This is a genomic window from Kordiimonas sp., assembly GCF_048260245.1.
Taxonomy (GTDB): Bacteria; Pseudomonadota; Alphaproteobacteria; order Sphingomonadales; family Kordiimonadaceae; genus Kordiimonas.
In genome coordinates, this window is sequence record NZ_JBLXGZ010000012.1 from 19,024 (window position 1) to 40,052 (window position 21,029).

A 21,029-nucleotide genomic window follows, 5' to 3' on the forward strand; every position below is an offset into this window, starting at 1 on the left:
GTTCAGTCAACCGCGCGTACAAGCTGGCGGTCAAAATATTTGAGAAGCTGGCCCAGATCCTTGCCGCGTTTGAGGATCTGGCCGTCCATTCCCATGATGCGCCACATACCTTGCTGCTTTGCAAGGGCGGGCTCCTTGATGACGCGGTAAAGCGGCATTTCGCTGGCGCGTCGAAAGATGGAGAAAATGGCCTCATCGCGCAAATGGTCAATAGCATAGTCACGCCATTCGCCAGCGGCGACCATGCGACCGTATATGTTGAGGATTTTGGTTAGCTCAAGCCGGTTGAAGTAGACGGTGGTATCCGCCCGCTTGTTGCCGCTACGCACCGTGCCGCTCCCGACAATTGGAATATAAGACGCTTCGTCCATGCACTCCCTTGCTGCCCTGACGCGGGCGCGTTTTTCAGCGGACATTGTGCGAGGTTTTACACTGCATGGCAAGCGGCCAGATAGCAGCTCTTGAATAGCCTTGACGAGTGATTACATGAGTGAGACTATAACGAGCCGATATAATAACAAGCGGCAAATAAATAATAACAGCGAGGAATATCTCATGAAAAAGATCGATTCACTCCGTCATGGTGTGGTGGCGTTGGCTATTGCTGGCAGCGCTGGTGCATTGGCTTTTGCCCCCATGGCGCCTACATTTGCACACAGCAACCACGGTGACCGTACGACGCAAACACGCGATGTGGAAACGTTCACCCGTGTTCAGATCAAGGGCGGTGTTGAGCTTCACCTGACCGCTGGCAAAGACCAGAAGGTCGAGATCGAAGCCGATGAAGACGACATGGCCGTTATCAAAACCTATGTGCGCGGCGACACGCTTGTGATTGACCTTGATGAGGATGACGACGACGACAATATTTCCTTTCATGCCGACAACGTGAACGTCACCATCTCGATGAAGATGCTGGAGGAACTCGAGGTTCTTGGCGCTGTTGATGCGGAGCTTCACGATATTGATAGCAAGGAACTGACGATCGACATCAAAGGCGCGGCCGATCTTGAGGCTGAAGGTACCTGCGGATCGCTCCGGCTTGAGATCAAGGGCGCCGGGGACGTGGATACGGAAGAGCTTGAGTGCGAGGACGTCGAGGTCAGCGTTAAGGGTGTGGGCGAAGCAACTGTTTTCGCCAGCGAAAGCGTGGACGCCAACGTCAGCGGTATCGGCTCTATCACTGTCTACGGCGAGCCGAAGCGTGTACGTCAAAGCGATGGTTTCCTCGGCAGTATCCGCATCAAATAACAGCGAAAATTCACTGAACGGAGGATAGGGTGATGAAAATACTACAGACAACAGTCGCTGTGGCCGCGACGGCGCTTGGTCTTGGCTTTGCGGTACAGGCGGCAGACACCTCGGAAGAAATGCGTGAGATCCCGTCTTTTAATGAAGTGCGGCTCAGTGGTTCCATGGATGTGGAAGTTACTGTGGGCAAAAAACAATCTGTCAAGGTGATCGCAGACAGTAATATTATCGAGCATCTGGAAACCGACGTGCGCGGCGATACGCTGCGGATCGGGCTTGCAAACGGCCACTATAGCCGTATCAAAGTGATGCGCGTCGTCATCACAGTGCCGGAGCTTGTGGGCGCCGGGGTGCATGGTTCGGGTGACTTGTATGTTACCGGTGCAAGCGCCGTTGATTTCAACATGGACCTACAGGGTTCCGGCGATGCAGTTTTCAAGAAAGCCAAATTCGGCAAGCTGGATATTGAGCTTCAGGGCTCCGGCGACATTGAAATGGACGGTGAGTGTGATGACTTGTCCATCGAACTGCATGGCTCTGGCGATATTGAGCTTGGCGACATGAAATGCAAAGCCGCCGAGGTTGACCTTCGGGGATCCGGCGATGTTGAACTTTTTGCAAGCGACAGCGCGGATGTCGGGGTGCACGGCTCCGGTGATGTTGTCGTCCGCGGGGAGCCCGCCAAGATCAACTCGCGTGTGCGCGGATCCGGCGATATCGTCGTGCGCTAGCAGGTTCCGCCAGATTAAAGCATCAAAACCTCGGTAGCGTGCCGGGGTTTTTTATGGATAGCGCTTTTTTGTCTGCCGCCATATTGCCATATTTGGGCCGCGTCACGGCCAAAATACAGGCTCACCGTATGAGTGTTGGCCTCGTCTGGCCCGGCTGCATGCGAAGCTCTGAACCCCCTAGCCCCCTCATCTTCGCACCCTGATGCAGTCGGGCCAGTTCTATCCGGCCTTAAATCTATACTTTCCCCTCGACAAGCCATTTCACGCGCGGCACCTTGTTCCGAAAGCTTAAACGATGGGAGATCAGGTATGCGGCAACTCTTTGAACTTTGTGGTGAAAACCGTGACGTGCGTTTCAGCCCATTTTGCTGGCGGTCACGGCTTATGTTGAAGCATAAGGGTCTGGACTTTGACTGCGTGCCGATCACGTTTCTGGAAAAGCAGCCGCTTGAAACAGCAGCGGCAAAAACCGTACCGGTGCTGAATGACAATGGTACGTGGGTCAAGGAAAGCTTCGACATCGCCTGCTATCTGGATGACACCTACGCTGACAGGCCGTTGTTTGGCAGTGCGGACGCACGGGCGCAGGCGCGTGTGCTGAACGCGTGGGTGGACCATACCCTGCTGGGTGGTATTTTCCCGATGATTGTCGCGGACATCCACCGCCACCTTGACGCTAAAAACGCCGCCTATTTCCGCGAAACCCGTGAGAAGTTTCTCGGCTGCACGCTTGAAGAGGCCCAAGCCAGCAGGGCCGGCAGGCTTGGAACTTTCCGTAAATCGATTGCGCCGCTTCGGGCTGGCTTGAAAGTGAATGACTATCTTTCGGGAGAGACGCCTGCATGGTTGGATTATGCTGTCTTCGGCTGTTTCATCTGGGTTCATCTCGCCAGCGACCTTGAGGTGTTGGAGGTGGATGATTCGCTTTATGGCTGGCGTGAACGCATGTTTGAGCTGTTTGACGGGTATGGGCGTAGCATGCCGAGAGCGGCCTGACAGGCCTGTGGCCGCAATTGATGTGAGTGCTCAGCCTTGCATGTGCTGATTTATGGCATTATCTAGCGGGCGAAGGCGCAGGCACGCGTATAGTATAGCGACACAAGCGGAAAAACTGATCGCCGCACGGCGACGGGGGATGTTTTGATGGAAATTTTATTGGAAGCCAGAGAGCTTACCAAACACTTCGGTGCTTTTATGGCAGTGGATAATATTTCACTGCAGGTCAGAAAGGGCGAGGTGTTGGGTTTCCTCGGGCCGAACGGTGCCGGTAAAAGTACAACCATGAAAATGCTGACAGGTTTTCTGGCGCCGACATCCGGTTGTGCTGTGGTTTGCGGTGAAACCGTTACCACGGGTAATGTTGCTGCAAGGGCGCGCATTGGTTATCTGCCGGAAGGTGCACCGCTTTACGGTGAGATGACCACGCGGGAATTTCTTTCGTTTATCGCCGCGTCGCACGCGATCCCCCGGCAGGAGGTTGCCGATGTTGTGGAGAGTGCGGCAGGCGCTGTGCACCTGCATGATGTGATGGAACAGCGCATCGAGACACTGTCGAAAGGGTTCAAACGCAGAGTAGGGCTGGCGGCGGCCATCCTCCATGCACCTGACGTGCTGATACTGGATGAACCCACCGATGGGCTTGATCCCAACCAGAAGTTTGAAGTCCGGCGCCTGATCGAAGCCATGTCGGTCGACCGTGCCATCATTATCTCTACCCATATCCTTGAGGAGGTTGATGCGCTGTGCCACCGGGCGATCATCATCAACAAGGGTCACATTGTAGCAGATGGCACGCCGTCTGAACTGCGTGCCCGCTCGAAGTACCGTAACGCGGTTACCATGCTGGTGCCGGGGGAAAATGCCGAACGTGTCGCGTCCGCGCTTAAACGTATTGGAGGGGTCGCAAAAATTGAGGCGGCAAGCGAAGGCGATAAAATGCGCCTGACGGTTCTGTCTGCCGGAAATGTTGATATATCAGAGTCAATCGGTGATATTGCGGCGGTCAGCAACTGGCAAGTCAGCCAGTTTTCGGTCGATCCGGGGCGCCTAGATGATGTCTTCCGACAGGCAACCGAAAGTGACGGGTATCAAGGGAAAAATCATAGCGAAAAGGAGGGCCACGCATGAAACCGGTCATGACCATTTTCCGCCGCGAGTTTGCCAGTTATTTCGCAACCCCTGTCGCTTATGTCTTCCTCGTGATCTTCCTGGTAATGCAGGGATTGTTTACGTTTTATATCGGGCAATTCTATCAGCGGGAACAGGCCGACCTTGTTGCGTTCTTTACGTATCAGCCCTGGCTGTATCTGTTTTTGATGCCCGCTGTGGCCATGAGGCTGTGGGCGGAAGAGCGTAAAAGCGGCACTTTCGAACTTTTGCTGACGCTGCCGGTTCCGGTTGCGGCTGTAGTGCTCGGCAAATTTTTGGCCGCTGTGGCCTTTGCCGCTGTCGCTTTGGCTTTGACTTTTCCCATATGGATAACAGTAAACTGGCTGGGGTCGCCTGATAACGGCGTTATTGCAACAGGCTATCTTGGCTCGCTCCTGATGGCATCGGCTTATCTCGCCATCGGTAGCGCCCTGTCGGCGACGACAAAAAATCAGGTGGTTGCGTTTATCCTGGCCGTCACAGTGTGTTTTCTATTCCTTGTGTCAGGGCTGCCCATGGTGCTTGATCTGTTTACCGGCTGGGCGCCGGACCCGGTGGTTGAAGCCGTTGCCAACCTGTCGTTCCTTACCCATTTCAATAACCTGCAAAAGGGTGTTGTCGTGTTGTCTGATGCGTTCTATTTCATCGCGGTCATTGCGCTGTGGTTATGGGTCGGTCGCATCGTGATCGAAAGCAAGCGGGAGGCAGGTTAATGGCGAAAGCAGAGAATAGTTTTATGAATAAAACTGCCGTCCAGATCACACTGGTTGTGTTGCTGTTTTTGTCCCTGACCGTTTTGGCGGATCGCTACCTGCGGGCGGTCAAGCTCGACCTTACAGATGAAGGGCTTTACACGCTGTCGGACGGTACGCGGGATGTGCTGAAAAGCCTTGATGAACCCGTCACGCTGACGTTCTACTTTTCCCGTTCGCTCGCGACCCCATACCCGCAACTGCTGAGCTATGGCAAGCGGGTGGAAGATATGCTGCGCGCCTTTACGGCAGAAAATCCAGGCAAGGTCCATCTTTCGATTGTGGACCCGGAGCCGTTCTCGGAAGCCGAGGATGAAGCTGTTGCGGCCGGCCTCAAGGGATTGCCTCTCATGGACCGGTCCACGCTTTACATTGGCCTTACGGCTAGTAATGCGCTTGACGGTGAAGGGGCTATTCCCTTTTTCTCCGAGGAGCGGGAGCAGTTCCTCGAATACGATCTCGTTAAACTGATGGCGAGCCTCGATACCGAGCCACGGCCGCGTCTTGCCGTGCTGACACAACTGCCAATGCAATTTGGCCCCGGCGGCCCTCAGGCGATGATGCAGGGGCGCTCCCAACCCTATGTGATCTATGAACAGCTGGAAGAGTTTTTTACGGTGGAACTGGTTGACGCCGAGTTCACGGAGCTCCCGGCGGAGACAGAAGTGCTGTTGGTGGTGCATCCACCTGCGCTGAACGAGGACCAGCTTTTTGCCATTGATCAGTATGTGTTGAAGGGTGGCCGGGCGCTTGTGTTCCTTGATCCGCATTCTGAAGCGATGGACCCCCGGGCAACTGCTCCCAATGCTTCAAGCCTTGGTCCCCTGCTTGGCGCCTGGGGCGTGACCATGCCTGAAGGCAAGGTTGTCGGCGATGCCGCACAGGCGCAGCGCGTGCAGATGGGCGGGTACGGCCCGGATTCCGTGAAAGATTATATCTTCTGGCTGTCGGTCAGTGGCGACTTCCTCAACAAGGAAGATGTGGTCACGGGCGCGGTTGACAATATCAACGTTGCCAGTGCTGGTGTGTTGGAACATATCGATGGCGCATCCACGACGTTCACGCCGCTGATGAGCACAAGTTCCGTCGCCATGCTTTATGATGCAGGGCGGGCTGTCGGCATGCCGGATCCGGACGCCTTGTTGCGGGATCTTGAGCCTGCGGGTCAGAGCTATACGCTCGCTGCCCGGGTGGCTGGACCGGCACAGACTGCCTTTGCAGAGCGCGCGAGCGGCGAAGGTGCGCCAAGCGCAGACCCTGCCGTCACACAAGGCGACATCAATCTTGTTGTCGCTAGCGATACCGACATATTCGATGACCGTTTCTGGGTGCAACTGCAGGAGCTCCTTGGTCAGCGCATTGTGGTGCCGCTTGCGGGCAACGGCAGTTTTGTGCTGAACCTTGCCGATCATATTGCCGGTTCGGAGGCGCTTTTGGCGCTTCGTGGCCGCGGTATTTCGAAACGGCCGTTTGAGGTCGTGGACAAGTTGCGCCGCGAGGCGGAGGCCAAATATCTCGCGGAAGAACAGCGCCTGCAGGATGAGTTGACGGCGATGGAAGACCGGCTTGCGGAGATCGAAGCCTCAGAAGGTGACAGCGGGCAGGTTATCTCCTCCGATACGGAAGCCGAAAAGGAGGGTTTTCGTGCTCGCCTCCTCGAAACGCGCAAGGCGCTTAGGGAAGTGAACCGCAGTCTGCGGGTTGATATTGAAGCACTGGGAGGCTGGTTGGCAGCAATCAATATCGTCGCTGTGCCACTTCTTCTTATCGTGTTTGCGCTCATCCGTGTATATGTGCGGCGTCGTCGGGTATAAGCCCCGGCATTTTACAGTATCAGTTGGGCCAATAAATTGAGCCTGTAAACAGGGAAGACAAAAAGGTTAGGCATGTCTCAAAGACTGACCAACATTTTAGGATATATGACTTTGATCGCTATTCTTGGCGCGATCTGGGTCATGTTCGGTGAAGACCCCGCGCGGGATCAGGGCGCGCGAGGTGAAGCTACATTTGAAGGCCTTGCTGATCGCATCAATGATGCCGCGGGCATTGCTGTGGGGCAAGGTGACACCACAACCCATCTGAACAAGGTGGGGGGTGAGTGGCGCGTAATTGAACGCGACGGCTATAAAGCCGACAGGGCAGTCGTGAATGACTTTCTGCGCGGGCTGGCACTGTCTGAGCGGCGCGAACCAAAGACGTCAAACGAACAGCGTTTCGACAAACTTGGTCTGGGCGACGACGCGCTTGCCATCAAGGTGCTGGACAGCGATGACAACGCCTTGCTGTCTTTCCAGATGGGGACACGCAAAGACAGTCCCAATGGTCGTTCTTTGACATATATTTTCCAAAAAAAGGATACCCGTAGCTGGCTTGTCTCCGGTCTTGCCAACACGTCGGCTGACCCGGCCTGGTGGCTGGATGCAGAGGTTCTTGATGTTGCGGAAAACCGCTTCTCGCGCATTTCATACGGCGATATTCGGCTTGAGCGCCCACTGGGTGACAGCAAGTACGTTATTGCTGACCTTGTGGAAGGTGAAATAGCGCAAGCTGATTGGCAATTGCGCGACCCGGCGCGTGTGTTGTCAAATCTGAATTTTGACGATGTGCGCAAGATGGGCAACCCCCTGACTGATCCGGTGGGGGCACTCAGCGCGGAAACATACGACGGTTTGGCTGTCAGACTGACGCTTTTTGAAATCAGCGGCGCGGTGTGGGCACAGGTAAGCGCTGACTATGACGCAGACCACGCCGATGAAGGCGAGAGCGGGACACTACCGGCGGCGCCTGCGGATGGGGCGGCTGAAGCCGCAGCCATCATCGAGCGCACCCGCGGCTGGCTTTTCAAGCTGAGTGATTATGACGCCAAGGTATTGCTGCGCAAACGCGCGGATTTCCTCGCGGGCAAGCCGACAGAAGAATAATGCCTGCCCCTTGACGTGGGCGCGACTGTCCCTAAATGAGGGGGCAGCAACGAGCGTGTTCGCGAACGCGCATACGGCCAAAATGAAGTTTACAAAAACAAACTGAGGGTAACGATGTCTGACGTAAAAACGGAAAAAATGGGCTTTGAGGCGGAAGTATCGCGCCTGCTGCACATGATGGTGCATTCGGTGTATTCCGAGCGTGAGATATTCCTGCGGGAGCTGATTTCAAACGCGTCCGACGCGTGCGACAAACTGCGCTATGAAGCGCAAACCAACGCTGATCTCGCGTCGGGTGACTTTGGCATCTCCATCACCGTAGACCCGGACGCCAAGACCATCACTGTCGCGGACAATGGCATCGGTATGAACCGTGATGACCTGATCGCCAACCTTGGCACCATCGCGCGCTCCGGTACCGCTAACTTTGTTGACCAGTTGACGGGCGACAGCAAAAAAGATGTGCAGCTTATCGGCCAGTTTGGTGTCGGTTTCTATTCCGTCTTCATGGTTGCCGACAAGGTACGTGTCACGACGAAAAAAGCAGGCGATAAAGAAGCTTGGCTATGGAGCAGTGACGGGCTGGGCGCCTATGAGATATCACCTGCGGAAAAAGAGACTGCGGGCACCGAAATTGTGCTGCATATCAAAGAAGACGCTGCCGAGTTTCTGGAGCGTCACCGCCTGCAAACCATCGTCAAGACCTACAGCGACCACATCGCCGTGCCGATCATGCTTACCATTCTTGGCGGTGACGAGGAAGCGGCGGAGCCGAAGGTCGTCAATGAAGGCTCGGCGATCTGGACACGGCCAAAGTCCGACATCAGTGACGAACAATATACCGAGTTTTACCGTCATGTAGGTCACGGCTTTGATGAGCCCGCCTACACGCTGCACTATAAAGCCGAGGGCATGCAGGAATATACCGTGCTCCTGTTTGTGCCGTCGCAGCAGCCGATGGACCTGTTTGATCCTGCGCGTAAAAACCGGGTGAAACTGTATGTCAAGCGTGTCTTCATCACTGACGACAGCGACGACCTGCTGCCGGGCTGGCTTCGTTTCATGCGCGGTGTGGTCGACAGCCAGGACCTGCCGCTCAATGTCAGCCGTGAAATGCTGCAAAACAACCCCACGGTTACGCGCATGTCGAAGGCGATCACCAAAAAGGTGCTTTCGGTATTTGAGAAGATGGCCGAGAAGGACACAGAAAAGTTCCTCTCTATCTGGAACGAATTTGGTGCAGTGATCAAGGAAGGTCTTTATGAGGACTTCGAGCGCCGCGACGATATCCTCAAGCTCGCCCGTTTCAAATCCACAGGCGTAGACGGCTGGACAACCCTGGCAGACTACGTCACGCGCATGAAAGACAAACAGACAGCAATTTATTACGTTACCGGAACAGATGCCGATGCGGTTAAGAAAAGCCCGCAGCTTGAGGGCTTCCGCGCCAAGGGTATTGAAGTGCTGCTGCTGTCGGACGCGGTGGATGACTTCTGGCTGCAGATGGTCACCGACTTTGAGGGCAAGCCGTTTAAATCCATCACCCGGGGTGCAAGCGAGTTGAAGGACATCGCGGGCGACGACAAAACGGAAGAGAAAAAGGACAGCGCAAGTGAAGGTCAGATGGCCACGCTTGCGACTTTGATGAAAGAAGTGCTGGGCGACAAGATCAAGGAAGTGCGCACGTCTGACCGGTTGACAGAAACAGCGGCATGTCTCGTGGCCGACGACACCGGCATGGACATGCACATGGAACGCATCCTGAAGGCGCACAAGCAACTTGATGCGATGTCGGCCAAAATTCTGGAAGTCAACCCGTCGCACCCAATGATCCGCAAACTGGCCGACAAGGCAGCCGAGAAGGGCGCGATCGACGCGCTTGGTGATGCGGTATGGCTTATCCTCGATCAGGCAAAAATCCTTGAAGGCGACCCGCTCGATGACACCGCCGCCTTCGCTCGCCGCCTGTCCAGCGCGCTGGAGCGGGGTTTGGTTTAACCAGGATATAACAACTCAAAATGCAGAAAGGCCCCGGCATGCCGTCCGGGGCCTTTCCTTTTGTCTAGCTTTGACTTTTGGGCTGATGCCCGGTTGCTTTGCTATGCTACCGGGCCGGGGCGTCTCTCAACTCTTACACAGTACACTGCGTTGAGGAGGCGCGGGCCTTGGTCAGTCCATCAGCAAAATGCCTGTTACTTCTTGCCGCCTTTGGCTGGGCCTTGGGCAGGTTTGCCAGCGGCAGGGCCAGCTTTTTTCACGTTTGTCGTGGAAGCAGTTTTTGACATTTTACCAGTTGTGGACATTTCATCTTGTCTCCAAAAAACCTCAACCATTTGAGGCATGACAAGATGTGGGATGCCGCCATCCGGCTTCAAGCCACATTAGTTTATTTCATCTGATATTTCAGGCTTTCGCCCCTTGCGCAACCTTGCGGATCTTGAGCCCGGTTATCTGGTTACGCTTGCGCGCCGTAATTTCGAACTGGAACCCGTGAAATTTGTATTTCCTGCCTACAATCGGGATGGTTTCCGCTTCATGAATAACAAGGCCCGCAATCGTAGTGGCTTCTTCGTCCGGCAGGTGCCAGTCCATCATGCGATTGAGGTCACGCAGGCTTACGGTGCCTTCTACCTGGACCGCGCCGTCCGGCAAGGCCCGTACGCCGGGCACTTCAAAATCATGCTCGTCCGCGATATCGCCAACGATTTCCTCAAGAATATCTTCAAGGGTTACAAGGCCCTGAATGGCGCCGTATTCGTCCACAACCAGCGCGAAGTGGGTCTTGCGTTCAAGAAACGCGTTCAGTTGTTCCTTCAGCGTGGTTGTCTCGGGTACAAACCATGGCTTGACCATAATACGGCGCACATTGAAGCGGTGCTTCTGACCACCGGCCCGGCGAATGGCGCGCAGTACGTCCTTGGCGTGCAGAACACCGACAATATTCTCCGGATCACCGTCATAAACAGGCAGGCGGGTATATTGGCTGCGCACTACTTGCGTGATGATCACGTCCTGGTTCAGTTTGATATCAATCGCGTGCATGGAGGAGCGGTGTACCATGACATCCTCAATGGTGATCTCGTCAAGATCGAGGATCGAGCCCAGCATATGGGTGTCTTCCTTGACAAGCCCGCCTTCCTTGCGGTGCAGGTCGATGGTGCCGCGAATTTCCTCGTGCGCGGTCAGGGCACTTTCAATGTTGGAGATATCGACGCCAAAAAGGCGCAAGGTCAGACGCACGATCACCCGTACCATATGCACCACAGGCGCAAACAGCGAGACAATGATGCGAATGGGCAACGCCACCGTCAGTGCCATGCGGTCCGGGTTGGCGATGGCGTATGATTTTGGCAGGACCTCGGCGAAAATCAGGACAAGCGCGGTCATCACCAGCGTGGCATAAACCACTCCCTGTTCCCCGACCACGCGCATCAGCAGGCTGGTTGCCAGCGCAGATGCCAGAATATTGACCAGGTTGTTTCCAAGAAGAATGGCACCAATTAGCCGTTCCGGGTCTTCGATCAGCTTGGCAACCCGTTTCGCTCCTTTATTGCCGTCCTTGGCCATATGGTGGATACGCGCCCGGCTGGCAGCTGTCAGCGCTGTCTCGGACCCCGAGAAAAAGCCTGACATGCCCAGGAGCACGAAGATGATGCCGGTGGTGATCCAGAAGTCCGTATCAAAAAGTGATGCGGCGTCGGTGGCCACGTCCATGGTTGTCTGCTCCGGTTATCGGTAATGATGGCGGCGGTAAGCCCTAACCCTTGATCGAAGAATGGAGAACCTGACGCACAAGATCAAGGTCTATGCCTTTGCGTGTCGCGGCTCCGCCGATGGGTCCAAGAATGAAAACGATCTCGCCAGCGTCGACTTTTTTATCCTGCGCCATGTGTGAGAGCAGCTTGTCTGCGTCCAGTTCACGGCCAATATGGGCGGCTTTTGTCTTCAGGCCCACAGCCTCGAGATGGCCAGAGGCGCGAGCAAGGTCAGCCGGGTTCGCCAGCCCCATGCGCATGCTCAGCTCAAGTGCCATCATCATGCCGATGGCAACGCCTTCGCCGTGCAAGAGCGTGCCGTCATAGCCGCATTCGGCCTCAAGTGCGTGACCGAAGGTATGGCCAAGGTTCAGCAGCGCGCGTTTGCCCGCCTCAAATTCGTCTTCCGCCACAATGCGGGCCTTGGCCTTGCAACTTTCTGCCACCGCATAGGCTTGAGCATGTGCATCACCATCGGTGACGGCGGTGCCGTTTTCTTCAAGCCAGGAGAAGAAAGCCGGGTTGTCGATCAGGCCGTATTTCACCACTTCCGCATAACCCGCCAACAGCTCCCGGCGCGGCAGCGTGGCGAGCAGTTTGATATCAATGATCACCCGGCGTGGCTGGTAAAAGGCACCGATAAGGTTTTTACCAAAACTCGTGTTGATGCCGGTTTTGCCGCCGACAGAGCTGTCAACCTGGGCGAGCAGACTGGTGGGAACCTGAATGAAGTCTATCCCTCGCCGCAAAACAGCCGCCGCAAAACCTGTGATGTCACCAATCACGCCGCCACCAAGCGCCAGAAGTGTGTCCTTGCGCTCAACACCCAATGCCAGAAGCGTGTCGAGGAGCGCGCCTAACTGGCTGTAGGATTTCGTCGCCTCGCCAGCAGGCAGGATAACGTCATCAACCCGGATGCCTGCATTTTCAAGCGCCTTGCGGGCAGCTTCAAGGTGCAGGGCAGCCACATTCTCATCCGTGATGATCGTCACACGTTTCTGACGAATAACTGGGGTAACGTGTGCGCCGAGGCTCTCCAGAAGCCCGTCGCCGATCACAATATCATAGGACCGCTTGCCAAGCGCCACCGGTACGGTGTGCAGGATGCCTCTGTTCTCGGTCATATGGTGGTGCTCCCCCGCGACCGAAGCGCGTCAACGATACGTTCGACCACATCGTCATGCGGGCCGTCGCTTGAGGCGATACGCAGGTCTGCTTCTGCATAAAAAGGTGCTCGCTCGGCGGCAAGGCGCCCGAGAATTTCCCGGGGGTCGCCGGTTTTCAAAAGCGGACGTGTATCGCGCCGGGCGGTGCGTTCCACCAGCACGTCAATATCGGCGTCAAGCCAGATCGAAGTGCCTTTTTCCTTGATCAGCGCGCGGGTCTCGTCATTGATGAAGGCACCGCCGCCGGTGGCAACGATCTGGGGTTTCCCGTCCAGCAAGCGGCTAATGACGCGGCGTTCACCGGAGCGGAAATCCTCCTCACCAAAACATTCAAAAATTTCGGCGACAGACATGCCGGCTGCTTTTTCTATTTCGTGATCTGAGTCCACAAATGGCAAGCCCAGTCTTTTTGCAAGCCGCCGTCCGACAGTGGTCTTGCCCGCACCCATCAGCCCAACGAGCACGATGGTGCGTTCCCCACTCGCTTCAGTTTGCTGCCTTGCCGCCTGATTTGCAGTTTTGTGTTTCATGCCACGGTGTTTACACGCGGGACGAGGCTTCGCCAACGGTTTTTATCGAAACCAGTTTCATATTTTCGCCTCAAAAACGGCCAACAGTGAAGATGCTTCAATTTCCATACAAAGTGTATCCCGGTTAGGTGCGCACAATGTGATGCATGGCTGGACTTGGCGAATTTGGCAGCTTATAAACACATGCAGGATATTTGGCCGCGCGTAGCGGCTTGTCGGGTAAAAAGGGTGGTTCATGTCAAAGTTGACAAAAATTTTGGTGCTTTTCGGCCTTGTAGCTGTTGCCGTCGGTACGGTTTTCCTCATGACTTGGGATATTCCCGCCCCTTCTGAAAAAGTGAGCAAAACGCTAAGCAATGACCGTTTCCCATCCTGACAGGAGGTTGCGCCTGAACGCGACAATAATGGGGGCGGTTCTCGCGTCCGTGCTGGTTTTTGGCGTCCCGGTGACAGCCTTTCAGGACGAGGAGCAACCTGACGACCCTCAGGCTCAAGTTGCTGAAGATGCGGAGACAGCTAGCGCAGCAAAACAAGCTGAAGCCCGCCGCCTCTATTATCTCGGCCGCGCCCCTGCTTTGAAGCGTCAAGTGGGTCCTGCCCTTGGCAGTCCAAGGTCTATCCTACCCCAGCCTTACGTCCCGCGAGGCAGTGTCGAGGTGCCAGTACCTTCGGTCGGGACGTCCGCTGATCGCGACCTGACGCCGGTTGATGGTCTGGTGCAGGCGGATGACAGCGGCCTACGGACCGGTACTGCAGACCTTGAGCTGGGTTTGCCGTCGTCTTCTTTGCCGGATAATCCTGATAGTGTGAACGGCAAAATGCCGAAAATAGGCCAGTTGGGACCAACACCGACGGGCCAGGCCTACGCAGATGGCACGCCAATAACCATGGGTGAGCTTGCAAGGATTGACCCATCCGGTACTGCTGTGTTGGCGGCTGACAAGGGTTTCCCCCGTGATTTCTGGGCAGGCAGGTCCCGTGATTATGTGCAGGCTGCGCTACAGAGCTTGCAAACTCCTTCTTCATCGAGCGCGCTGAACAGCGCCGCGCGCAAGATTGCGCTTTCGGGCTTTGTGTTGCCCGCCCCGGTAGATGAAGCCGCGATTGACAGTTTTGTCGACGCCAGATTGAATTTGCTAGCAGCCTACGGTGACCATGATGGCTATCTGGCGCTGCTGAGCCGTCTGCCCACCGACCGTGATTGGAGCGGGATTGCTCGTCACGTTGCCAATGGGTATTTACTCTCAGGCCGTATTGATGACACCTGCTCGCTTGCGAGCGAGCAGCGCGGTGCCGACGGAGACCCTTACTGGCTGCGGATTGCCGCTTTCTGTCGTGCAGTACGCGGTGACCGCCGCGGTGTGGATTTCCAGCTCGGTATCCTGGAAGAAGCCGCTGCTGTTAAACCGACCTTCTATGCATTACTTGACCAAATTCTGATTGAAGCCGAACAGCAGGCTGGTGCAGTGCTGATTCGGGCACCGTCTCTATCGTCCTCGTTGCAGGTCGACGTGCTTGAGGTGACGATGGCACGGTTGGCAAAGGTTAGCGTGCCTGAGTTGTCGCTTGAAGAGGTGAACCCTCTGGCGGTTGATGCCATCCTCAGTTTGCCCGGTGTGACACAGGCTGCGAAAATAACTCTTATAGGTGAAGCGCTTAAACACGGGTGGATTTCGGGCGAGCGCTTCGCCGTGTTTGTGCAGACATTGGATGTCAGTCAGGACGAAGGCATGGCCGCCTTTGAGTTGGCGGGGACCGATGATCGTTTTGAGATAGACGTGGTGCTTGCCACTCTCGCTGCCAACAGTGCCAACCCGGATGAACGGGAAGCCGCGCTTCGCAGCCTTTGGCAGCGATCGCTTACCCGGGGTACTGCCCAGACCATATCGGCGGGTGTGCCCGTGTTGGCCAAAAAACCGCAGGATTTGATAATCCGGGCTGCACTTCTGTCAGGTAACAGGGATGTGGCAGCGCGTGCCTTTACCGACGTGCGTGCCAATGTGGCAGGCGAGAAGCCGACAGAAGATGATGTGTTGCTGGATAGCTGGCCGCTGGTGGTTGCGGGCGGTATTGTCTCTGCTCCTGAGGTGACAGATGCCAGACTTGATGCGTGGTGGCAGGGGCAGGCCAGCAATGAAGAGCGCTTTTTACACGCAGGCCTGCTTTATGCGACACTTGAAGGACTTGGTGCCGAAGTGCCGGAGCATCTTTGGGACGCGCTTGATGATGGCCCCGTGCGCATTCAGGGCTCAGAGGTGTCTGTCGGGCCGTGGCGCGCCTTCCTGCGTGCCGCCCGAAACGATGATAAAGCCGGTGTGCTGCTGGCAGCTTACCGTTTGATGGGCGAAGGTGATGTGCCTGCCTCACTCGCGGGGTCGCTTGTGGGCACACTCAAGGATATGGGTTTTGAAGCAGAAGCGCATCAGTTGGCGGCCGAAATTCTCGTGCAGCAGGGTCTTTAGGGCGGGCGGACATCATGTCTGACGCAGGTTTGATCGACGGGTTTCTGGAGATGCTTGCCGCGGAAAAGGGGCGGGCAGCTAACAGCTTGATGGCTTACCGTCGTGATCTTGATGACTTTTGCGAGCATGCCGCGACCAAACTTGAATTTGCCTCAGCGGAGGATCTGCGGACCTATCTGGCCGGATTGCGCCGGCGGGGTATGAAGGCCGGTACGGTAGCGCGGCGGCTGTCAGCACTCAGGCAGTTTTATCTTTTCCTCTATAGTGACGGTATCCGCAGCGATAACCCGGCGAAGAACATCGAAAGCCCGCGGCAGGCACAGCCTTTGCCGAAGGTGTTGTCCGAAAACGATGTTGACCGCCTGCTGGATACGGCGGAAGCACAAACGGCGAGCGGCAAGCCGGAAGCACTCAGGCTGCATGCACTTGTGGAAACGCTTTATGCGACCGGCCTTCGGATCAGTGAACTTGTGGGCCTGCCGCGTCGCGCGGTTGGCCCCGACAGTGCGATGATCATGGTGCGTGGCAAGGGCGGGCGTGAACGTATGGTGCCGCTGGGCGGGAAAGCCCGCCGCGCGCTGGTGGCCTATACACAAGCTGTCGATGACGCCTCGCCTAAGGGGGCGGAGCGCTCGGCCTTCCTGTTTCCTAGCTCCGGTGCGGAGGGCCACCTCACCCGTCGGCGGGTCGGCCAGCTTCTCAAGGATCTGGCGGTCGCTGCAGGTGTAATGCCATCGGCGGTCAGCCCACACAAGCTAAGGCACGCGTTTGCGACACACCTTTTGGCACACGGTGCCGACCTGCGCGCGGTGCAACAGATGCTGGGGCACGCCGACATTTCAACGACACAGATCTACACTCATGTGCTGGAGGAACGGCTCAAGAGCCTTGTGCTGACCAAACACCCGTTGAGTGACGGCTGATGGCCCAAAAAGAGCTTCCCCGCCAAAGGCTTGGAATCCGTAGCGTTTATGCTTATGTGTGATAGGAATGGACAAAGCTTGACAATGGCGATCTCATCAAGGATTTTGCGCGCCTTGGTAAATCGTGGTTTACTATAGATCATGGAACAGTCGCCAAAACATACAGGTGCTAAAGATATGATGACGTTTCTCGAGTTTGAAAAACCTATTGCCGAACTTGAAGGCAAAATACGCGAACTCAGGAGCTTCAAAGGCGGTGCAGGGGATGTGGACCTGACAGCCGAAGTTGGCCAGCTTGAAAGCAAGCTGGGCAAACTGCTTAAGGAAACCTACGCGGACCTGACGCCACAGCAGAAAATTCAGGTGGCCCGCCACCCTGAACGCCCGCACTTTGGCGACATTGTTGAGCATCTTTTTGAAGATTTCACCCCGCTTGCCGGTGATCGTGCCTTTGGCGAAGATCAGGCCCTGCTGGCGGGTCTTGCGCGTTTCCGTGGTGAGGCTTGTGTAGTGATGGGCCATGAGAAGGGCTGGGATACCGAAAGCCGCATCAAGCATAACTTCGGTATGGCGCGCCCTGAAGGTTACCGGAAGGCGATCCGTCTGATGGAACTGGCCGACCGCTTTGGCCTGCCCGTGCTGACGCTTGTAGATACCTCTGGGGCCTACCCTGGCGTGGGCGCTGAGGAACGCGGCCAGGCTGAAGCCATCGCGCGCTCAACGGATTGTTGCCTCGATATAGAAGTTCCGCTGGTTACCTGTATCGTTGGTGAAGGTGGTTCGGGCGGTGCCGTTGCTATTGCGGCCGCCAACCGTGTGCTGATGATGGAACACGCAATCTATTCTGTTATTTCGCCCGAGGGCTGCGCTTCCATCCTTTGGCGCACAAACGAGAAGGCTGGCGACGCCGCCAATGCGCTCAAGATCACTGCTCAGGACCTGCTCAAACTCGCTGTCATTGATGAAATTGTGCCGGAGCCTCTTGGCGGTGCTCACCGTGACCGCGAGCGCGCCATGAACTTGCTGGGCGACGGCCTTGAACGGTCGCTACGGGATATGGCCGGTGTAGACGGCGCGCGCCTCAAGCAGTTGCGCCGCGAAAAATTCCTTTCGATGGGTACCCGGAGTCTTTAAACTGTCACGACTCACGGTCTATGCTGGGTTTCCGGTGATCTGATCCTGTAATCAGCCTTGCTCCCGGTGGCGCACCCCTTGGTGTCACTTGGCGTAAATCACTAGATTTAGTGGGGTTAAACTTTCTTCCCACTTTATCTTGACGAAAACCTCATTTCGATCTTATCCTACGCACCTTGCTTCACAGCGGCGACTCGGACGGGGGATCACGGCCGAGGCCTCTAGTAAGTTACTGAAATATATGTAAAAAGTTGACATGTTCGACTTTTGTTCCGTAATCGGGCACACTTGGGCTGTTCTCGATGCAGGAAAGGAGTCAGCGCCGCGTGGCTAGGGCGGTCAAGGGAGATATGGGCACAATGTTTGAAGTCACTCAGTTTGGACACGGTGGCGCGGTCGAGGTGGACCGCGGCCGCGATGCACTCCTTACAGAATTTGGCAAAGCAACGCTTGAAGACCGGTATTTGATGCCGGGCGAAAGCTATCAGGATCTGTTCGCGCGGGTTGCATCATTTTATGGTGACGACAAAGAGCATTCTCAACGGCTCTATGATTATATCTCCAACCTGTGGTTCATGCCGGCGACACCTGTTCTCTCGAACGGTGGTACCAATCGTGGCCTGCCGATCAGTTGTTTCCTCAACGAAGCGCAGGACAAGCTTGATAGCATCGTTGGTTTGTGGACCGAAAATGTGTGGCTTGCGTCCAAGGGCGGCGGCATTGGTTCCTATTGGGGCAACTTGCGTTCTATCGGTGAGACAGTTGGCGGTGTCGGCAAAACGAGCGGGATTGTGCCCTTCGTTCGTGTGATGGACAGCCTGACCCTTGCCATCTCCCAAGGGTCGCTCCGTCGTGGTTCCGCCGCAATCTACCTGCCGGTAAGCCACCCTGAGATTGAAGAGTTTACCGAGCTTCGTCGGCCCACGGGCGGTGACCCGAACCGCAAAACCCCAAACCTGCACCACGGTGTGCTGGTGTCTGATGCCTTTATGCGGGCGGTGGAAGCCAACGAGGAATGGGCACTGACAAGCCCGAAGGACGGCCATGTGGTGCGCACGGTATCGGCGCGCAGCCTGTGGATACGTATCCTGACCGCGCGGGTTGAGACCGGTGAGCCCTATATCATCTATAACGACACCGTAAACCGCCAGATCCCTGAGCATCACAAGCTTGCTGGCCTGACGGTCAAGACCTCGAACCTGTGCGCGGAAATCACGCTTCCGACCGGGATAGACCATCTTGGCAACGAACGCACGGCTGTGTGCTGCCTGTCGTCCCTCAACCTTGAGCATTACAAGGAATGGAAGGACCACGAGCATTTCATTCCGGACGTGATGCGTTTCCTTGATAACGTGCTGCAGGACTTTATCGACCGCGCGCCGGACGAGATGGCCAAAGCGCGCTACAGTGCGATGCGCGAACGCTCGGTTGGTCTTGGTGTGATGGGCTTCCATAGCTTCCTGCAGGACAATATGATCCCGTTTGAAAGCGCGATGGCGAAGGCCTGGAACAAAAAAATCTTCAAACTGATCCAGACAAAGGTTGATGCGGCATCAGAAGCGTTGGCGTATGAGCGTGGGCCATGCCCGGATGCGGCAGACTATGGCATCATGCAGCGTTTCTCGAACAAGACGGCGATTGCGCCGACGGCGTCGATCTCGACCATTTGTGGGGGCGCAAGCCCGGGGATCGAGCCGATCGCGGCCAACAGCTATAACCAGAAAACGCTGTCGGGCAACTTCATCGTGCACAACCGTGCGCTTAGGAAACTGCTTGATGAAAAAGGCCATAACACCGACGATATCTGGACCTCAATCACCATTAACGAGGGCTCGGTCCAGCATCTTGATTTCCTGACGCAGGATGAGAAGGACGTGTTCAAGACCGCGTTTGAGCTTGACCAGCGCTGGGTGGTGGAGCTTGCGGCTGACCGTGCGCAATATATCTCTCAGGCGCAGTCGGTGAATATCTTCCTGCCGGCGAATGTGCACAAACGCGACCTGCACCAGATCCACTTTCAGGCATGGAGCAAAGGCCTCAAGAGCCTTTATTACTGTCGCTCAAAGTCAATCAAGCGCGCGGAAGTCGTGGCCACGGGCTCGCATAAAAAACGCGAGAAACCCGAGGTGCAGCTACAGCTTGGTGGCGGCACGACCGACTACGAAGAATGCCTCGCCTGTCAATAGAGTGACAGCGTACTGAATAAAAGCACCTCTGGCCATGTGACCGGGGGTGCTTTTTTCGCTGGGAGGGCTTAGGCGTTCTTTTCGCTGTCCATATGCGCTAGTTGCGCTGCTGGGTAGCGTTCACCAGCCACATCTTTCGCTGGTGTCGCGTCCCGGAGGGCTGCAAGGTCATCTTCCGAAAGTGTTACATCAAGCGCACCGAGGGCCTCGGCGAGACGCTCGCGCTTGCGGGCCCCCACAAGCGGCACGATATTGTCCCCTTGCGCCGCCACCCAGGCAATGACGACCTGTGCCACGCTTGCGCCAAGGCGGTCCGCAATTGTGCGGATGCGGTCCACAAGTGCGAGGTTCTTGTCGAGGTTTTCTTTCTGGAAGCGAGGGCTCATGGCGCGGAAATCTCCCTCCCCGGAGCGAGCCTTTGACCAATGGCCGCTGATGAGGCCTCTCGAAAGTACGCCATAGGCAGTGATGCCGACGCCAAGGTCGCGGCAGGTAGGGAGAATGTTATCTTCAATACCTTTGGAGATCAGCGAATACTCAATCTGCAGGTCGCTGATCGGTCGTTCGCTTGCCGCACGGCGAATGGTGTCGCTGCCGACCTCCGATAACCCGATATGGCGCACGTAGCCAGCATCCACCAGGTCACCGATGGCCCCGATCGTATCCTCAATGGGTACGTTGGGGTCAAGGCGTGCCGGGCGATAAATATCGATATAATCCACGCCCAATCGCTGCAGGCTATAAGCGATGAAGTTTTTGACGGCTTCAGGACGGCTATCATAGCCAAACCATTCACCAGCAGGGCCACGCAGCGCGCCAAATTTCACACTCAAGAGCAGTTTTTCGCGGTCGAGCGTTCTTAGTGCTTCGCCGATCAGCATTTCATTGTGCCCCATGGCATAAAAATCGCCCGTATCGAGCAGGGTAATGCCGGACTCTGTGGCTTTGGCGAGGGTGGCAAGACTTTCGTCCCGGTCAGCCGGGCCGTAGAGCGCCGACATGCCCATGCAGCCAAGTCCGATGGCGGAGGTCGTCGGGCCATTTGTTCCAAGTTTGCGAGTATCCATATT

The 21,029-nt window shown here is 56.2% G+C and carries 18 protein-coding genes; 13 read left to right on the top strand and 5 right to left on the bottom strand.

What is annotated here, in order from left to right; all coding sequences use genetic code 11:
* Positions 1-2: 2 nt before the first annotated feature.
* On the bottom strand, positions 3-371 hold the full coding sequence (locus ACN0VM_RS08420; protein ID WP_417450425.1) for a DUF2794 domain-containing protein: 369 nt from the start codon (positions 369-371) through the stop codon (positions 3-5).
* 184 nt (positions 372-555) lie between these two features.
* Between ACN0VM_RS08420 and ACN0VM_RS08425 the strand changes: the two genes are divergently transcribed.
* From ACN0VM_RS08425 to htpG, 8 genes are all read left to right on the top strand, one after another.
* Complete coding sequence (locus tag ACN0VM_RS08425; protein WP_417450426.1) at positions 556-1,251, top strand: head GIN domain-containing protein; 696 nt, start codon at positions 556-558, stop codon at positions 1,249-1,251.
* 32 nt (positions 1,252-1,283) lie between these two features.
* A complete protein-coding gene (locus tag ACN0VM_RS08430) occupies positions 1,284-1,982 on the top strand; it encodes a head GIN domain-containing protein (RefSeq protein WP_417450427.1) in 699 nt (232 codons plus the stop codon).
* Positions 1,983-2,291: 309 nt separating this feature from the next.
* Positions 2,292-2,978, top strand: a complete 687-nt coding sequence (locus ACN0VM_RS08435; protein ID WP_417450428.1) for a glutathione S-transferase N-terminal domain-containing protein — start codon at positions 2,292-2,294, stop codon at positions 2,976-2,978.
* 147 nt (positions 2,979-3,125) lie between these two features.
* Positions 3,126-4,109, top strand: a complete 984-nt coding sequence (locus ACN0VM_RS08440; RefSeq protein ID WP_417450429.1) for an ABC transporter ATP-binding protein — start codon at positions 3,126-3,128, stop codon at positions 4,107-4,109.
* A complete protein-coding gene (locus ACN0VM_RS08445) occupies positions 4,106-4,843 on the top strand; it encodes an ABC transporter permease (RefSeq protein WP_417450430.1) in 738 nt (245 codons plus the stop codon). The genes ACN0VM_RS08440 and ACN0VM_RS08445 overlap by 4 nt, the downstream gene beginning before the upstream one ends.
* Positions 4,844-4,866: 23 nt before the next feature.
* Entirely contained in the window at positions 4,867-6,696 is a 1,830-nt protein-coding gene (locus tag ACN0VM_RS08450; protein ID WP_417450431.1) for a GldG family protein, read from the top strand.
* Positions 6,697-6,807: 111 nt separating this feature from the next.
* Positions 6,808-7,803, top strand: coding sequence for a DUF4340 domain-containing protein (locus ACN0VM_RS08455; RefSeq protein ID WP_417450432.1), 996 nt, complete (start codon positions 6,808-6,810; stop codon positions 7,801-7,803).
* Positions 7,804-7,917: 114 nt separating this feature from the next.
* Positions 7,918-9,801: a molecular chaperone HtpG gene (gene htpG, locus ACN0VM_RS08460; RefSeq protein ID WP_417450433.1), complete on the top strand. Its 1,884-nt coding sequence runs from the start codon at positions 7,918-7,920 to the stop codon at positions 9,799-9,801.
* Between the two features lie 405 nt (positions 9,802-10,206).
* Here htpG and ACN0VM_RS08465 read toward each other — a convergent pair whose 3' ends face one another.
* From ACN0VM_RS08465 to ACN0VM_RS08475, 3 genes are read right to left on the bottom strand one after another with little or no spacing between them, the layout of a single operon-like run.
* Positions 10,207-11,517 carry an HlyC/CorC family transporter gene (locus ACN0VM_RS08465; RefSeq protein WP_417450434.1) on the bottom strand — a complete coding sequence of 437 codons (1,311 nt, stop codon included), beginning with the start codon at positions 11,515-11,517 and terminating at the stop codon, positions 10,207-10,209.
* A 43-nt stretch (positions 11,518-11,560) separates the two neighbouring features.
* Positions 11,561-12,682 (bottom strand): 3-dehydroquinate synthase, encoded by a 1,122-nt coding sequence (gene aroB, locus ACN0VM_RS08470; protein ID WP_417450435.1) that lies wholly within the window; start codon positions 12,680-12,682, stop codon positions 11,561-11,563.
* Positions 12,679-13,254 carry a shikimate kinase gene (locus tag ACN0VM_RS08475; protein ID WP_417450436.1) on the bottom strand — a complete coding sequence of 192 codons (576 nt, stop codon included), beginning with the start codon at positions 13,252-13,254 and terminating at the stop codon, positions 12,679-12,681. The genes aroB and ACN0VM_RS08475 overlap by 4 nt, the downstream gene beginning before the upstream one ends.
* 235 nt (positions 13,255-13,489) lie before the next feature.
* On the opposite strand from ACN0VM_RS08475, the gene ACN0VM_RS08480 reads away from it, so the two are divergent.
* The 5 genes from ACN0VM_RS08480 to ACN0VM_RS08500 all read left to right on the top strand — a co-directional run bounded on the left by ACN0VM_RS08480 (position 13,490) and on the right by ACN0VM_RS08500 (position 19,959).
* Positions 13,490-13,630, top strand: coding sequence for a hypothetical protein (locus ACN0VM_RS08480; protein ID WP_417450437.1), 141 nt, complete (start codon positions 13,490-13,492; stop codon positions 13,628-13,630).
* Positions 13,611-15,716, top strand: coding sequence for a hypothetical protein (locus tag ACN0VM_RS08485; RefSeq protein WP_417450438.1), 2,106 nt, complete (start codon positions 13,611-13,613; stop codon positions 15,714-15,716). The genes ACN0VM_RS08480 and ACN0VM_RS08485 overlap by 20 nt, the downstream gene beginning before the upstream one ends.
* 14 nt (positions 15,717-15,730) lie before the next feature.
* Entirely contained in the window at positions 15,731-16,639 is a 909-nt protein-coding gene (locus ACN0VM_RS08490) for a site-specific tyrosine recombinase XerD (protein WP_417450439.1), read from the top strand.
* A 180-nt stretch (positions 16,640-16,819) separates the two neighbouring features.
* A complete protein-coding gene (locus ACN0VM_RS08495; protein ID WP_417450479.1) occupies positions 16,820-17,773 on the top strand; it encodes an acetyl-CoA carboxylase carboxyltransferase subunit alpha in 954 nt (317 codons plus the stop codon).
* A 350-nt stretch (positions 17,774-18,123) separates the two neighbouring features.
* Entirely contained in the window at positions 18,124-19,959 is a 1,836-nt protein-coding gene (locus ACN0VM_RS08500; RefSeq protein ID WP_417450480.1) for a ribonucleoside-diphosphate reductase subunit alpha, read from the top strand.
* Between the two features lie 68 nt (positions 19,960-20,027).
* On the opposite strand, the gene ACN0VM_RS08505 is transcribed toward ACN0VM_RS08500, so the two are convergent.
* Complete coding sequence (locus ACN0VM_RS08505) at positions 20,028-21,026, bottom strand: aldo/keto reductase (protein WP_417450440.1); 999 nt, start codon at positions 21,024-21,026, stop codon at positions 20,028-20,030.
* Between the last annotated feature and the right edge of the window lie 3 nt (positions 21,027-21,029).

Excerpts from the sequence above, each read along its gene's own strand:
- ACN0VM_RS08420 (WP_417450425.1), bottom strand. The coding sequence starts at position 371 with ATGGACGAAGCGTCTTATATTCCAATTGTCGGGAGCGGCACGGTGCGT.
- ACN0VM_RS08425 (WP_417450426.1), top strand. The coding sequence starts at position 556 with ATGAAAAAGATCGATTCACTCCGTCATGGTGTGGTGGCGTTGGCTATT.
- ACN0VM_RS08430 (WP_417450427.1), top strand. The coding sequence starts at position 1,284 with ATGAAAATACTACAGACAACAGTCGCTGTGGCCGCGACGGCGCTTGGT.
- ACN0VM_RS08435 (WP_417450428.1), top strand. The coding sequence starts at position 2,292 with ATGCGGCAACTCTTTGAACTTTGTGGTGAAAACCGTGACGTGCGTTTC.
- ACN0VM_RS08440 (WP_417450429.1), top strand. The coding sequence starts at position 3,126 with ATGGAAATTTTATTGGAAGCCAGAGAGCTTACCAAACACTTCGGTGCT.
- ACN0VM_RS08445 (WP_417450430.1), top strand. The coding sequence starts at position 4,106 with ATGAAACCGGTCATGACCATTTTCCGCCGCGAGTTTGCCAGTTATTTC.
- ACN0VM_RS08450 (WP_417450431.1), top strand. The coding sequence starts at position 4,867 with ATGAATAAAACTGCCGTCCAGATCACACTGGTTGTGTTGCTGTTTTTG.
- htpG (WP_417450433.1), top strand. The coding sequence starts at position 7,918 with ATGTCTGACGTAAAAACGGAAAAAATGGGCTTTGAGGCGGAAGTATCG.
- ACN0VM_RS08465 (WP_417450434.1), bottom strand. The coding sequence starts at position 11,517 with ATGGACGTGGCCACCGACGCCGCATCACTTTTTGATACGGACTTCTGG.
- aroB (WP_417450435.1), bottom strand. The coding sequence starts at position 12,682 with ATGACCGAGAACAGAGGCATCCTGCACACCGTACCGGTGGCGCTTGGC.
- ACN0VM_RS08475 (WP_417450436.1), bottom strand. The coding sequence starts at position 13,254 with ATGAAACACAAAACTGCAAATCAGGCGGCAAGGCAGCAAACTGAAGCG.
- ACN0VM_RS08480 (WP_417450437.1), top strand. The coding sequence starts at position 13,490 with ATGTCAAAGTTGACAAAAATTTTGGTGCTTTTCGGCCTTGTAGCTGTT.
- ACN0VM_RS08485 (WP_417450438.1), top strand. The coding sequence starts at position 13,611 with ATGACCGTTTCCCATCCTGACAGGAGGTTGCGCCTGAACGCGACAATA.
- ACN0VM_RS08490 (WP_417450439.1), top strand. The coding sequence starts at position 15,731 with ATGTCTGACGCAGGTTTGATCGACGGGTTTCTGGAGATGCTTGCCGCG.
- ACN0VM_RS08495 (WP_417450479.1), top strand. The coding sequence starts at position 16,820 with ATGACGTTTCTCGAGTTTGAAAAACCTATTGCCGAACTTGAAGGCAAA.
- ACN0VM_RS08500 (WP_417450480.1), top strand. The coding sequence starts at position 18,124 with ATGGGCACAATGTTTGAAGTCACTCAGTTTGGACACGGTGGCGCGGTC.
- ACN0VM_RS08505 (WP_417450440.1), bottom strand. The coding sequence starts at position 21,026 with ATGGATACTCGCAAACTTGGAACAAATGGCCCGACGACCTCCGCCATC.